General features: G+C 32.2%; 9 protein-coding genes and 4 pseudogenes. 5 read left to right on the top strand and 8 right to left on the bottom strand.

Annotated elements, in window-relative coordinates:
• Window positions 1–86: 86 nt before the first annotated feature.
• Window positions 87–398, bottom strand: coding sequence for a hypothetical protein (locus ACN1CN_RS17375; RefSeq protein ID WP_419136532.1), 312 nt, complete (start codon window positions 396–398; stop codon window positions 87–89).
• A gap of 568 nt (window positions 399–966) precedes the next feature.
• Window positions 967–1472, bottom strand: a pseudogene (locus ACN1CN_RS17380) (DUF4159 domain-containing protein).
• A gap of 104 nt (window positions 1473–1576) precedes the next feature.
• Between ACN1CN_RS17380 and ACN1CN_RS17385 the strand changes: the two are divergent.
• Window positions 1577–2187: pseudogene (locus ACN1CN_RS17385) on the top strand (IS256 family transposase); the annotation flags it as partial.
• 221 nt (window positions 2188–2408) lie between these two features.
• Here the strand turns inward: ACN1CN_RS17385 and ACN1CN_RS17390 are convergent.
• Window positions 2409–2855, bottom strand: a complete 447-nt coding sequence (locus tag ACN1CN_RS17390; protein WP_419136533.1) for an HlyD family secretion protein — start codon at window positions 2853–2855, stop codon at window positions 2409–2411.
• 378 nt (window positions 2856–3233) lie between these two features.
• Between ACN1CN_RS17390 and ACN1CN_RS17395 the strand changes: the two are divergent.
• Together ACN1CN_RS17395 and ACN1CN_RS17400 are read left to right on the top strand one after the other, a co-directional pair.
• Window positions 3234–3765 (top strand): annotated as a pseudogene (locus tag ACN1CN_RS17395) (transposase); the annotation flags it as partial.
• A 34-nt stretch (window positions 3766–3799) separates the two neighbouring features.
• A complete protein-coding gene (locus ACN1CN_RS17400) occupies window positions 3800–7825 on the top strand; it encodes a LamG-like jellyroll fold domain-containing protein (protein WP_419136534.1) in 4026 nt (1341 codons plus the stop codon).
• Window positions 7826–7976: 151 nt separating this feature from the next.
• Here the strand turns inward: ACN1CN_RS17400 and ACN1CN_RS17405 are convergent.
• From ACN1CN_RS17405 to ACN1CN_RS17425, 5 genes and pseudogenes are all read right to left on the bottom strand, one after another.
• Window positions 7977–8174: pseudogene (locus ACN1CN_RS17405) on the bottom strand (transposase); the annotation flags it as partial.
• A 386-nt stretch (window positions 8175–8560) separates the two neighbouring features.
• Window positions 8561–9772 (bottom strand): phage integrase SAM-like domain-containing protein, encoded by a 1212-nt coding sequence (locus ACN1CN_RS17410; RefSeq protein ID WP_419136535.1) that lies wholly within the window; start codon window positions 9770–9772, stop codon window positions 8561–8563.
• Between the two features lie 273 nt (window positions 9773–10045).
• Entirely contained in the window at window positions 10046–12541 is a 2496-nt protein-coding gene (locus ACN1CN_RS17415; protein ID WP_419136536.1) for a TonB-dependent receptor, read from the bottom strand.
• Complete coding sequence (locus ACN1CN_RS17420) at window positions 12531–13487, bottom strand: FecR family protein (RefSeq protein WP_419136537.1); 957 nt, start codon at window positions 13485–13487, stop codon at window positions 12531–12533. Before ACN1CN_RS17420 ends, ACN1CN_RS17415 begins: the two co-directional genes overlap by 11 nt.
• A 2-nt stretch (window positions 13488–13489) precedes the next feature.
• A complete protein-coding gene (locus ACN1CN_RS17425) occupies window positions 13490–14071 on the bottom strand; it encodes an RNA polymerase sigma-70 factor (RefSeq protein WP_419136538.1) in 582 nt (193 codons plus the stop codon).
• A 126-nt stretch (window positions 14072–14197) separates the two neighbouring features.
• Between ACN1CN_RS17425 and ACN1CN_RS17430 the strand changes: the two genes are divergently transcribed.
• Both ACN1CN_RS17430 and ACN1CN_RS17435 read left to right on the top strand, forming a co-directional pair.
• On the top strand, window positions 14198–14788 hold the full coding sequence (locus tag ACN1CN_RS17430; RefSeq protein WP_419136539.1) for a hypothetical protein: 591 nt from the start codon (window positions 14198–14200) through the stop codon (window positions 14786–14788).
• Between the two features lie 226 nt (window positions 14789–15014).
• Window positions 15015–15362, top strand: coding sequence for a LytR/AlgR family response regulator transcription factor (locus ACN1CN_RS17435; protein ID WP_419136540.1), 348 nt, complete (start codon window positions 15015–15017; stop codon window positions 15360–15362).
• Window positions 15363–15428 lie beyond the last annotated feature (66 nt).

Raw genomic sequence — 15428 nt, forward strand, 5'->3', positions numbered from 1 at the left:
AAAAAATATAGTTTTTAATCAAAACGGAGGTGGTCATTTTGCTCCGGAATTAGGTGGTCATTTTGAACTGGAATCAGGTGCTCACTTTAAAACGGAATGGGGTGATCAATATAACCGGAATTTGCAGCAGTTCTGTATAATACATTTACAATAACTGGAATTTGAATTTTCCCATTTACCAATTTACCTGTTAGCAATTTATTTTCTGTAAATACTTCGATTTCATTCATTCTGATAGCCAATGTAGGGTCGGCTTTTAATTGAGCTTCAAGAACATCTTGTGTAGCGCAACCACGTTGAGTAATTGCAGAAGTTTGAAGATCTGTTGATTCTGTTTTGTCGTTTTGACATGAAAATAGCATTAATGTTGCGAATGCAGATAAAACAATCTTTTTCATAATAGTTTGGGATTTTGTTATAAAATTTTATGTTTGTTAATAATTAACGCAATTTTATAACAAAATATTTAAGGTGCAAAAATTTTATATTATTTTGTTTACCCTTTTTTTCGGGAAACCCTTATATTATGTGATTTTTATAAAAAAAAACTTTTTAAATTATGAGGTAAATTCTCTCAAAACCTTACAAGAAGCCTGTGTAACATTGATGTTGCTGTTTTTTTTAAGCATATTTATATAAACTATTTGGTTCAAAATTTTTAATAATTCTTCAGAAACTCCATCTATCTCGCTCCAATTATTAGAGCAATTTTTTTATCTGCAGGTAGGATAACCTCTTTTAAAGGTTTACTATTGTTTGTGGTTTCCAAAGCAGTGATTTCGTACTTGTATCCAGTAAATGAGTAACTTAATCTTGTGTTTCTTCAATAACAATATAAGGAACATGAAGATGTGTATTGCGAAAAGTTATGTTTATTTTTCTTGGGTTAAGTGAAATATCTTAGGAAAAAATAGTATTTTATACTCCAAAAGCTTCACTTATTATAAAAAGAGAACTAATATTTTATTAGAAATAAATATTATCACAAACTAAAGTAATTGGAAATGTATTTCTTTGAAATTGTATTTTTTCGTATGTTAATTGTACTTGACTTAAATTATTTGGTAAGAATATAATTGATAATGTTACACCTATCTTTAAAGCCTTCTGACGTACCTCGAGAGGATCATTGTGTACTTCGGCATTTTCCAAACCATCGCCAAGGTCACATTGATAGGTGTAAAGGAGCACTAATTTATTTTCATAAAAATCCCGAAAGCCTGCGGTCTTTTTCCGAGATGTTCATGAATATTAGGTAAACCATTAAAAAAAAGAAACGGTTTCTGGAAAATAGCATGATTTGTAGGAAGTTCTATTAATTCATTATTTTGGGAATATCTTTTTAATCTCTTTTCGGATATATTGATCCATTCCGTAATATCATCAATGTGAATAAATTCTCCACCATATAAATAATTACGAAGATTGGTGATATCAGTATCGCTAAAAACTACATTTCCGTGACCGGTCATGTGTACAAAAGCGTAGGAAAGTAAAATCAGGATTACTGGGTTTTATAGTTCCTGGTTTTGCTTTTATTGGGATATTAATATTGGGATTGCAAAATTTTATTAGGCTAGGTAGTTGGTTGAGCAAAAATGAAAGTTCCTGTTTTTGGTTAGGAGTTTTAACGGATTTAAAAGCTAGAGGGCTTGAGGATATATTAATTACTGCTACAGATAACCTAAACGGCTTTACTTAGACTATTAAAAATGTATCCCCTAAATCACAGACTCAAATCTGTGTAATGCACCAAATTCGCAACTCAGCTCGTTATGTAGTACGGAAAGATAAGAAGGAATTTTCTAAAGATATGAAGCAGATTTATGATGCTCCAACAAAACAGGCTGCCAGAGCTTCTCTTGAAGATTTTGCAAATAAATGGAATAATAAATATCCGTATGCTGTAAAATCATGGGAAGAAATTGAGAAGAACTTACCGTGTTTTTTGACTTCCCCATTGAAATTAGGAAAATAATTTGTACCACTAATCTAATCGAAAATCTAAACGGTAAGATTAGAAAATACACCAAAAATAAATTATCATTCCCCACCGATGAAGCAGTTTTAAAATCTGTATATTTGGATTTAAGGGAAGCTACCAAAAAATGGACAATGCCAATCCATAATTGGGGATTAATACTTAATCAGTTCTTAACTATATTTGAAAAAAGGGTTCAACTTTAGTTTAAAAGTCAAACCCCGTTATTTTTAAACTTACACACTTTTTAGGATAGTGTCTGTTTAAGTTCCAAAGTTCACTGAACTGACTAGAGGTTTTTATCTAAAATTTTAAACTTGTTCAAAAATACTTTTAAACTGATACAAGATTCTCTCGATTAAACGCAAATCTTCGGTTACAATTTCGGCGTTTCCTTTCATTTCCTGCTGAAATACGATTTTCTTTTTTAAGATGTCTCCAATCCGTTTGGAAGCACTACATCCAACAGTAGATTCCCATCTTTATCCGGAACTAGAGAAATATTACGAATCTTTCCTTTTAACACTCCGAATTCCCTGTCGGGTAAATTTGCCAATCTGATGTTTACCTTTTGCCCCACTTTTATTTTTCCGGAATTTAAAGCCGGAGCTTTTACTTTTCCAACAAATCCATTCTTAGTATCCGGAATAATAGAAAAGACATTATCGCCAACATTAATTGTTTGATTCTCTGTCCAAACCTGTAAAAAAGTAACCACTCCACTCACAGATGACCTTAAAGCATAGGCCAGTTCCCAATCTTTTATTACTTTTTTGAGCTGATAAAAAGACTGTGCCATATTTCTTCCTAATGTAACTTCTTCTTTAGTACCGCTAATTTGCGAGTTCTGACTTAACTTAGAGTTATCAATCAAAGCTGACTTTAGCTGAGAAATAGAAGACAGTAGACTTTTTTAATTCTTTTGTGCCTGAAGAAATCCCAGTTTTTTAGCTTCCATCTCCTGTGCAGAAATTGAATTGGAATCAGGTGCTCACTTTAAATTGGAATGGGGTGATCAATATAACCGGAATTTGCATTAAATATACAAAATCACAATAAAATCTATGCTGGCGTAGAATTATTTGTACGTCAATATAGATATATCGCTACGTATTGTTGATAGGCTTTCTTGTTATATGATATTACTTTTGACCCTTCTAATAATCTTTATTTATTAGGGGTAACTATCCGTTATTTAATACTTAGTTTTTATTTTTTTTAAGTTATACTATTGCTTTGTTTACCAAAGTATATGCGCAAGGCGATGGGAAATAGAGATTCGCGTTATACACTGGAGGAATGATAGAGTTTGATGAGGGTTATTTTACTGTTGAATCTTCAGAGATAGAACAAGAAAAAGGAGTTCGAGGTCGTGGAGTAGCGGGAAAAATAAATACAGCAATTATGGAGGAATCAACACCGCTTGAAAATATTGAAACTGGAGAAAAATCAAACTAGTGCAGATATCTTAAGGCCAAAGTTTTGAAAGATCATACTGCCAAGCAAATTAATGAAACTATTCAAGAATCAATTTCTGAAAAGAGTATTCTTTTTACCGATAAAAGTACATCATATATTGATATTGCCGACTTTGTTGAAAATTCATGTAACAGAGAAATCTAATAAAGAAACAACAACGGAAACTTTGAAATGGGTATATATCGCAACAAGGAAAATATCTTCAATTATATCTAAGTGAGTTTGTTTATAAACTTAATTGAAGACATTTTTGAAGAAAAATTATTCGACAGACTAGTAAAATAGCAGGTATTACAGGGTTATGACTAAAAACGGACAATCAAAATTAAATAAATAAGTATGAAGAAAACAATGCAACTAATTATTTTATTTTTCACTCTTTTTGTTGCTCAAGGACAAGAGAATAAAAATAATATGCCAACACCTAAATACCCGCTTTTATTTAAAGCAATAATTCCTGTAGCGGAAAATGCTCCAGATTGGATCCATAAAATGTATAGTGTCGATCCTAATATATTAGAAATTGAAAAATCATATACTGTTTATTATCAGGAAAATGAATTTATAAAAACATTACATACTCAAAATTATAAACACTTATTAAAAAAAGTTTATCAAAATCATTGGTATAAAAATGACGGTACTATAGAGGTCACAAGTAGTGATGAAAAAAATAATTCTATTCAAGGAAAACAGACTAAAAATGCTAAAAATGCTGAAAATGCAACTTGGACTCCTATTGGTCCACTTGAAACATATAAGAATGGGGGAATACAAACTGCCTCTGAACAAGTAAATGTATATTCAGTTGCACAATCTATTTCTAATCCATTAATAATGCTTAGTGGAACAGAAACAGGAGCTGTTTTTAAATCTACGGATAAAGGAGAAAATTGGTTTCCTGTAGGAGATGCTCTTTTTAATGATGGTGTAACTTGTGTTGAAATTGACCCAACAAATTCAAATATTTTTTTTGTAGGGACGTCTAATCGTATATATAAATCTACAGACGGAGGAGTAACATGGATTCAAGTCTTAAATGTTTCTGATTTGTCAATTTATGAATTTGCTATTAAACCTTCTAATAATCAAGTAATTTTCGCGGCAGGAGATAAAGGACTGTATAAATCTGTTAATGGTGGAACAACATGGACACAAGTTTTTACAGATACTTGCTGGGATGTAAAATTTAAGACAAACAATGCTGAAACTATTTTTCTATTAAAATCTAATCCAACACTAAAGCTTATTGAATTCTATAAATCAACAAACGGTGGTGGTTCTTTTGTGTTAAAAAGTAATGGGTGGTTTGTTCCTTCATCAACAAGTTCAATTGGAGGAGCAAGAATGGGAGTAACAAATGCAGATGGGAATAAAATTTATGTTGCTATGTTAGGTAATGTAGATGATTATGCTACAGATTTAAATTTTATTGGTGTTTATAAAAGTGATAATGCTGGGGAAAGTTGGTCGTTACCTTATGATCAAAATGATGATGGAATACCTAATAATAATACTGGAGGGCCTTACAGTGAAGATCATTGGTCTTTTTCTTCTGCAGGTAATAATGGTGATTTTGATCAAGGTATTTATAATTTAGCCATAGATGTTTCGGATACGGACCCAAACAAGTTTTTACTCGGTATGCTAAACTTGTTTAAAAGTGAAAATGGCGGTAAAACTTATACCAATTGGGGCGGATATGTATGTACAGACTGTACTTCACATTATCGTCATCCAGATCATCAAGATATTTTAATTAATGGTAATGATGTTTTTGTTGCAACAGATGGAGGAATTGATTTATATGATGCTAATTTAAATATTGTAAAAGCAATTAACAAAGGAATTAATGCTTCTGATAATTGGGGATTTGGTCAAGGTTGGAATGAAGATGTAGTTACGTGTGGACGTTATCATAATGGAAATGGGGTTTATCATGAAAATTATGGAAATGGAAAATTCATTTCGTTAGGAGGCGGAGAAAGTGCTACCGGATATGTAAATTTAGGTGATAATTTTAAGGTTTATCATTCAGATATAGATGGTTGTGAAATTACTTCAGACTTTTCTACTTTAAATACTTCTATACCAAATTTGGCTTTGTTTCCTAATGAAGCTTATTTTACAAGTAAAAAAAGTGAAGTTGAATATGATCCAATATATTATAATCATTTGTACTTAGGAAAAGAAAATAAATTATGGAAAAGTGAAGATGGAGGGATTTCTTTTAATTTAATAAAAGCTTTTGGAACTTCTATCACAGATATTGTTACTGGAATTGAAATTTCAAGACAAGATCCAAATATTATTTTTGTAGCTCAAAGAGTGGGGTCAGTTTCTAGATTATGGCGTTCTCAAAATGGTGGTGTAAATTGGATACAGGTAACATTGCCAGTATCCCAAGAAACTATGTATATTTCGCTTAATGAAAATAATAAATTATTTATTGCTTTTGGTAGTGATAAAGTATATAAGTCAAATAATTTAGGAAATACATGGACAAATTTGTCCACAGCAATAATTGCTAGTCAAGATATTTCAGGATTAATTGCACAGATGGGAACAAATGATGGAGTTTATATCACAATGTCAGGTAATAATAATATTTATTACAGAAATGCAGCACATTCTGATTGGCAATTGTATAATCATGGATTACCTGTAAATACTCGTTTTGTAGGAGTTTTGCCTTTTTATAAAAATGGTGAATTGAGAATTAGTGGATCAAGAGGCTTTTGGAAAACGCCTTTGTTTGAGGTAAGTGCGCCAGTTGCGCAGCCAATTGTAGCAAATAAAAGAATTGATTGTCATAGAACTCAAGTGCAATTTGATGATTATTCTATTTTAAATCATACTGATGCACGATGGACTTGGAATTTCCCAGGCGCAGCAACTGTTTCGTCCAATACAGTTAGAAATCCATTAGTTACCTACACTAATCCTGGATCTTATTCGGTTACACTTACCATTACAGATGGGAATGGTAATACAAATTCAAAAACTATAAATAACATGATTGAAGTGCTTCCTTCAACTTGTGCAATAGAATCTGTAGCATTACAAGTGTTAGAATTAAATGATTCAAGTCAAGCAATTGTTTCGAATGATTTAAGTTATGGTTCAACTCCTAATTTAACTTTTACAGGATGGATCAAACCAAATGGTATTCAATCAGATTGGACAGGTATTATTTGTTTGGGTTCTGATGATAAAACTCTTTTAGGTTTTAATAGCAATAATCAATTACAATTTCATTTACATGGTCAGTTTTGGGAGCTTGATACAGAATTATATGCTGTTGCAGATCAATGGAATTTTATTTCCATTAGAATAACTCCTATTCAAGTAACAATTTTTTTAAATGACAAAAAATGGGTTCATAACGGTGCTTTTTCTGCTATTAATTTGAATCAAATTATATTAGGTAAAGATTATGATTCAAATGATCATACATTTAATGGGCAATTAGAAGAGTTTACAATTTGGAACAGAGCTTTAACAGATAATGAAATTTATTTAAGTAGACACTTAATAAAAGAAACGGTAACTGATGCTAATTTAATTGCGTATTATCAATTTAATAATATACAAAATTTGGGCTTTGTTTATGATAAAAAAAACGCGAATGATTTATCTATCTCAAGTTCAATACTTTTTCCATCTTCTACTGCACCAGTTGGAGTAGGTACAAGTCAGTTAATGACAATAAATTCATCTGGTAATTATAATTTTAACAATGCTTTTGCAAGTTTAAATTTTGCTTCCACATTTCCTAATGGAAAAGTGGTTGTTTCAAAACTTAATGTTGCTCCTCACAATATACCAGCAACTAATATAATAGCCAATGAATATTGGATTTTAAACAATTATGGTTCAAATTTGACATTCACAGGGCTTAATACAGAAACTTTACAATCTCTAACTAACGTTTCAAGTTTAACACCTTCTAATGTTAGTATGTATAAAAGGGATAGTAATGGTTATTTACAATCGGATTGGTTACAAAATGCAACAGCTTCTTCTGTTTTAGCAAATACTATTCAGTTTCCTGGTTCTGGATTAAATCAATCTTATCAGTGGTTTGTGGGTAGTAATACACCATTAGGTATTGATGAGATTGTACCAAATGCAAATATTATGTTATATCCTAATCCGTATATTCAAGGGCAATTACTAACGATAAAAGGAATGGATCTTAATAATTTTAGATTCAGTTTATTTGGTATGAATGGTGAGTTAATTTTTAATAAAAAGCTAGAGTCTAATGAAATTATAATTGAAGAAAATCTTGCTTCTGGATTCTATTTTTATAGAATTGAAACTGAAGATAAAATTTTTAATGGAAAAATAATAATTAAATAATTTCAAGACAAAGGGCTAATTTTAAAAATTAGCCCTTTTTTTTCATACCTTTTGTTTATGCTGCTCCCCCAAAAAAAACAGACAAAAAAATCACATAATTTAAGATAGGGAAAAATAACCTAAATTAACGTGAGTTCGATGTGAAAAATAGTTAAGCAACAAGTCTGTTGTTTTCAAAATCTACATTTATAGAAGGTTTTTTAGGGAAGAAAGAGTAGGTTATTAGTATTGATAATAAATTAGTTATAAAATTATCGAAACTTCTGTGCCGAGTGTGTTCTATTTGACAAATGTTTTTCAATTGGTCATAAACAGTTTCGATTAATGAGCGTTTTCTTAATATGATTTTATCCTGTAAAAACATCATACTATTCTTGATATTTTTTTTGATTTTAGTAACCAACTACGAGTACCGTGTATATTTAAACTTCTTTTTAAAGTGTTTAAATCTTACAATAAAGATTCGAATTCTGTACCATCAAGGCTACTAAGAAAAACACCACTTGGAAAAGCTGGTGTTTTTTTTCTTTCAAAATGAAAACTGTCGGGTTCATATCCGCCGCCGCAGACACAGGTTCGAGTCCTGTTCCCGCTCATCTTGGGACGAGTGAGAAACCAGCTGAACTGTCCTTTTTTTACTATTTAAACCCTTGAAAATAAAAACATAGCTCTAGCAGGTTCATTGATTCTTGTAGTTCTATACTTTAAGAGTAAAATAAATTCAATATGTTTTATTTAAAAAATAATATCATCAATCATTTTATCTAAAGTGTTGCTTGGAAGTGTGTTTAAATAAGACATAGTGGATTTAATATCTTTATGACCTAAAGCTTCCTTAATAATATCTATTGATATATTATTAAATTTTAGAATGGTTGCAAATGAATGTCTTGCGCAGTAGTAGGTGATTTTCTTTTTAATATCTAAATTGGTAATAATTCTTTTAAGAGGAGTGTTTATATAAATTTTGAGATATTTTTCTTTCTTATTATTGATGTAAGTATGGGAATCTTGATTGTTATGAATAATGTTGAATAAGTACAATGAATCATTTGGAGGTGTGTATTCTTGAATTTTTCTCTTCCAGTATTCATTTAGTTTAAAATTTACTATTACACCAGTTTTACTCCTTTTATAAGTAATTGTGTCTCTGTATAAATCTGTTTTTTTTAATTGCATTAAGTCGATAAAATTAATTCCTCGTCCGTAATAGCTTAATAAAAACATGTCTCGCGCAATGATGTCATTTTTATCGAATAGTTCTACATTTTTCATTTGCTCAAGTTCTTCTTCAGATAGATATTCTTTTTTTCCACTTTCTTTAATTTTAGAAACTTTAAATTTATTAAATGGATACATCGATACAGGAATGACTTCGCGTTTAATAGCTTTGTTAAAGACGGCTCTTAAAGTTCGGATTCTGATGCCAATTGTACTTTGACTGTTGTTATTACCGTTTAAAAAGGATTGATATTTATAAATTGCATCTACAGATAAATCTTTGAAAGATATTTCTGTCCTATTAAAAAACCGTTGAATCGATTTTAATGTTTCCTTTTCAATGTTGTAGGTTGAAAGTTTTCCTGAATTTTTTATTTCATGCATTAAGCTTTCGTGAAAAGTAGTGTAGCTTAATGCATCCTGTTTTCCCGAATCCTTTTTGAATTTGGTAATAATATCCTTTAAGGTGAATGGGGTTTCATCTAATTCAAATTCATGAATAATATTGTTAACACGACCTGAATACTTTTCAATTAAATCATTAATTTGCTTGTATTCTTTGTGCGATTTTTTAAGGCGTTCCGTTTCAAATGACCAGTCTTCATGTTTGCATTTCTTCTTGATTGATAAACTAGTATTTATCCTGTCTTTAATTAATACAAGATTAATAAAATACTCACCATCTGCATTTGGCGTTGCCTTTAGAGTAAATTTGTATGATACCATTATTGAAAATATAACTTATAATTTTTGACGAGCATTTGACGAGCAAAAGTACAATTAAAATAATAAATAATGATTTATTATTTATTTTAAAAACCACAAATTGCTGATTGTCAGATATAATAATAAAAAATAAGTAATACTAAAATAAAACAAACCTGACTCATAATCAGGTGGTCCCTGGTTCGAGCCCAGGTGGGACCACTACTAGAATAAAGCCTTTACAGCAATGTAGAGGCTTTTTTTATGCCTTGTTTTTTTTTAAGATTCCGATAATTAATTTAATTTCTCTTTACTCGCTCCAAAAATATAAGTATAGCCAACGTAAGGAAAATATTTAAACATCCTAACTTGTTCCAGATTAAAGAAGCCATTAGTTAAACTTGTTTCAAGGATAAACGGTGGAGATTGTCCTACGAGATTATTAACTCCAAAATACAATCTCGCTTGGTTGCCGGATTTTGTTTTTTTGGTTCTTGAGACACCAATATCGACATTGTAATTTCTTGGTAAGCGGTAGTTATTGGGTTTTGATATTTCGTTGTTTTGGTTTGGATCCAGTAAATAGGATTCTTTTTTATCGCTATAGGAAAAAGAATCTGGCGCCGAGATTAAAACGCCGGAACTATAATTGAACAGGGTTGATACTACCCAGGATTGATTAATATTCCAGGTAACAGCTCCTTTTATCTGATTGGTTATATCATTTGGAGAATTAAAGCTCTGGTCGTTATTTACTGTTGGAAACCTCACTGTTGCTTTGCTTAGGGTATAGGATGCCTGTATGTCAAATTTTTTGAACTGCTTGGAAAATTCAAGCTCCAAACCTCTTGAATTACCGGACCCGATCAGAGGGGGTTGCGTTTTGTTTTGATCTGAAGTATCATAACGAGGTTCATACATTAAAATATTGGATACTTTTTTTTCGTAAAACTGTAGTCTGATATGTCCTTTGTTTAAAGTTTTTTCATAGCCTACCTCATAAATAAAAGCCTTTTCGGGAGGTAACTGATCTGAACTCGGCATGCGTAAATCTGAGGGTAAGGCATAGGTGTTCTCTACAATTTGATGATAAAATTGTTCCATTATGGCATATGAGGCAAAGAAACTATTGGAATTATTGTACTTATAAACCAAATTGGTACGGGGCTGGAAAGAATTGTAAACTTTGTCGTGCGTAAAAAAGGTTGCATAATGAAGACCGGCTTTCATTCGAAATTTATCAGACAAGGTTATATCATTATCCCAATACGTTTTGAAATGTAATGACTTTATCTGTTGATCATTCTCTGTGTTTTTACTGGAAAAAGAGGTCATGTTTACTCTTAAACCTATCGCGCTGTTTAGGAAGGACGACCAGTGATAATTCAGGTTGTTTTCAATACCAACGTCTGTAATACGAAACTTTCTGACTTCTTCTATACCATCATTTGCAAACTGGTTGTCATAGTTGCTTAGCAATAAAACCGAATTCTGAAACAGTCTGGGGTTGTACACCCTGTTCCAGCGTAAAGAAAGTGTTCTGTTGTTCCAGGTAAGCTGGGGTGGTTCGGAAGAGAAAAAATTGGCACTAAGAAGATCACCTCCAGTATAGGCACCTAGATAGATTCTGTTCGACGGATCAATAAAATAGTTAATTTTAAAATAGGCATCGTACATCCGGTATTTTAAATTAAAATCCTTGTCAAAAAGCACTTTAGTCAAAGCATCGATCCAGCTTCTCCTTGCACTAATCATAAAAGATACCTTGTCTTTTACAATAGGTCCCTCAATCATCGCAGAACCCGTTAGTAAACCAATATTAACCGCCCCATGGTAGGACTGCATGTCACCATCTTTTGTTTTAATATCTATGACTGACGAGAGTCTTCCTTCGTAACGAGCTGGAAAGCCTCCTTTGAAAAAACTGATTTGTTTAATGGCCTGCGAATCGAAAATAGATAATAAATTGGTAAAATGATTGTAGTTGTAAATTGGAACACCATCTAATAAAACCAAATTCTGGTCGGTTGAGCCTCCTCTTACATTTAAAGAGTTGCCATAGGTGCCTGGTTTTAACGTAAGAAGTTTTAGCGGGTCTGACTGCCCCATTAGAAAGGGAAGAGTGTTGACATGCTGAGTATCTACTATGCTGGAAAGCTCATTTAGAGGTTTTTTTGATGATTTGATCTCAACCGGAGCAAGGGACAGCCCCATTGCAAGATTGAAGTTTTTTTTAATGGTATTGTTTACGGTTATCGTATCGGTTTGCGAAGTAAAACCGGTATAACTCGCATTTATGATGTACTTGTTTTCGGGTAATGTTATCGTATAATAACCATAATCATTACAATTAACAGCAATATTTGTATTTAAAACCCGTACGGTAGCATACGGTAGCGCTTCTTTACTGTCTCCTGCATAAACAAATCCGCTAATAGTAAAGGGATCGGGAGCTCGCGAAACCGTGTAGATAATTATTTTACTGTCTCTTTCAAGAAATTTTACGGATTCTGATGCAAAAAGAAGATTTAGAAGCGTTCTCAATTTATAAGTCCCTTTGCTGATCTTTATCTTTTTGCCCAGATTGAGCTTGTTGTTGCTTAGAGATAAATTTACACCTTGTGTTATAATAGTGGTAACATAAGCTCCGATACTATCATTTTCTCTTTCGATAGTAATCTTTTTTTCCAGTAAGCTTGTTTTTTGCGCTTGTACAGCTCCGGCACCAAAAAAAAGTACAAAACAGGAGGTAATGGTTAGCCAGTTATTTTTGAAAAAATTACTTTTCACATGATATGTTTTTTACCCAAATCGTATTGCCTTTTTGTGTATAGCTAAGTCCAAACAATAAACGGAATTCTTCCAATATTTCTTTTATGGATTCGTTCTTGAAATTTGTGGTAACTCTACAGGAATCAGAGATACTTCCTTCCACCTGTATTTTAATATGATAGCAATTTTCGATATCCTCAAATGCTTTTTGAAGCGGGGTATTTTCGAAAGAAAGCGACTTTGTTTTCCATGAAAGTAAATTTTTATTGGCTGTGTCACTTTTAATTAATCTGTTGGAAGCGTACTGAACCGCCTGGTTTTTCTCTAGAACGACTGTTTGTTGGATAGGATTGGCGGTAACGTTCACTTTTCCTGTAACCACTGCCACCGATTTTTCTTTTTCTGTTGTTTTTACAACAAAAGAAGTTCCTAAAACTTTTACTAATAGTGTGCCCGTATTTACAGAAAAAGGCCTGCTTTTGTCGTGTTCTACTTCAAAGAAAGCTTCTCCTTTTAAGCTGACAGTACGGTTGTTCCATAAAAATCTTTTATAGGTAATACTTGAGTTGTCGTTCAGCGTAACGAATGAACCATCACTCAATTCGATACTTTTCACCTGTCCATTAGCGGTCTGAACCGTTATCTCGGCATTCGCATACAAGAAAGCGAACGTACTTATTAAAAGGAAAACGGCGGCAACTGCTGTGGCGTAGATGTATTTTTTGTACAATTGAAATACAGTTCCCTTTGTGGAGGATAAATGTGGAGCGATACGTTCCCAGGCATGGTTGGTGTCGAATAACAGAGGAGAATCTAATTGCTGACTTTCTGCAAAGAAAATCTTAAGCGAAATATATTCGTCAGGATTGTCTTTGATCCAATTCATTAATACAGCTTCTTCTTCAGGTTTCGTTTCTCCTGAAAAATGCTTTGCTAATAATACATTAATATCTTGGTTGTCCATGATTATACCTCTTTTAAATAAAACACAAATTCTTTCAAAACCCCCACGATATAATGACTAAAATACCATATTTTGAAGAAAAGAATTAAGTTGGGATGCTGTTTGACAAACTCCCGTATATGTTTGATGGCTTTACCCATCTGGTTTTCTACTGTTTTTACTGATATTTCTAATTTCTCCGCAATTTGTTTATAGCTTAATTTTTCGATACGGCTCAGTTTAAAAATTTCAAGACATTTTGGTGGAATTCCGTTAAACGCCTCTTCTATAAGCTGATTAGCATCTGGTAAGGGTTTGGTTTCGGGAATTTCTTCGGCAATATCGATCGACATTTCATCAATGTCAAGCATATAAGTTTTTTTTCTCAGAAGGGTTATGCACTGATTCTTAACCGCTATATACAGGTAATATTTAAGACTCTTTTCAGAAAGTAAATCCTTGCGGGTTTCCCATATTTTAATCATCAATTCCTGCACCACATCTTCACTTTCGTCCCTATCCTGAAGATATTTATAGGCATGATTGCACAATGGCTGGTAAAGCTCGGAGAATAATTGTTTAAAATGCTTTAAGTTCTCATTCATATCCTGAAAATATAGGGATAAAATTTAAAATTTTAGTGTAGCGTAGGGGTATTTTAATTTTTAGCGTATTAGTAATAGGGCAATAAATAGTTCTTGCCACGAATTTAACTAAAATAATTAAAACAGATGAAAAAATCAATTATTGTAAGTACCGTTTTTTTAACATTCAGTACACTGGTCGTAAAAGCACAAGAAACTGGTAAACATGAAGTAAACCTAACCTATAGCGATGGTATGCCCGTGACCTTTTTTAACGGTTTTTCGAATGCATTATCTTCCGCATTTCTGGGACAAAAACTAGATTCTAAGACCACTTCTTCCGGGAATTTTGGGCTAGGGTATAGAAATCAAATTACCGAACGAATAAGAGTAGGTGGTGATGTCGCTTTTCAGCAGGAACAAACCGAGCAATTTGACAAAAATAACAAAGCTATTGCTAAGAGAACGAATAACTATTTTATGGTGATGCCAGCCATGTCGTTTAGTTATATAAAAACAGCTTGGCTGGATTTTTATGGTTCGGCTGCCGCAGGTGTTATTGTGGACAAGTATACAAGTACAGAACCGAACAAAGCAGCTGTTAAAGACAATACTACTGATTTTGCTTTCCAGGTTAATCCTGCAGGTATTCGCGTAGGTAAAAAATTTGGAGCGTTTGCGGAAGTAGGATTCGGGTATAGGGGAATTATCAGTGCGGGACTAAACTATAAGTTTTAAATAATAGTTTAACCCATAGAAATATAGGTTTTGGGCGTGAAAAGGAAGCGAAAAGAAGAAATATTTTTTTGTCTAGTAGGCGAGTTTGTGATGAAGTGAGACGTCTTTTTTGGAGGCCCGGAACCTATATTTATAGGTATTGAATTAACCCCGTCTAAAAATTTAACGAATATACGTTTGGTAGAAGGTTAAGATTAATTTGTGTATCAATTAATAAAAATAAGCTATGGATAGTAAAGTGAAAAAGTATATTCTGATATCCTCTTTTGATAAAGTTGATTTTATTAAAACGGATCAAATTATTTGTTGTATTGCGGATGGTCGATACACAAGTATTTTTACACTTGATGGTAAACAATATGTTGCATGTCAGAATTTAGGTAAATATGAAAGTGATCTTGGGGATGAGTTTTTTTTCAGAATTCATCAATCGTATATCGTTAATATAGCTCATATCAATAGGATTAAAAAAAATGAGGGGTTTTTCTGTGAAATGACAAATAACATGAGATTGCCCATTTCTAATAGAAAGCACAAGGTGTTTTGTGAATTTATTGGATTAAAAATAATGTAGAAAAAACAGCAAAAGAGAAACCAGCTTTTAAATAGTATTAACAAAGACCGTTTCGGGTAACGAAAC

The sequence above is a fragment of the Flavobacterium sp. T12S277 genome (genome assembly GCF_048514875.1).
Classification (GTDB): Bacteria; Bacteroidota; Bacteroidia; order Flavobacteriales; family Flavobacteriaceae; genus Flavobacterium.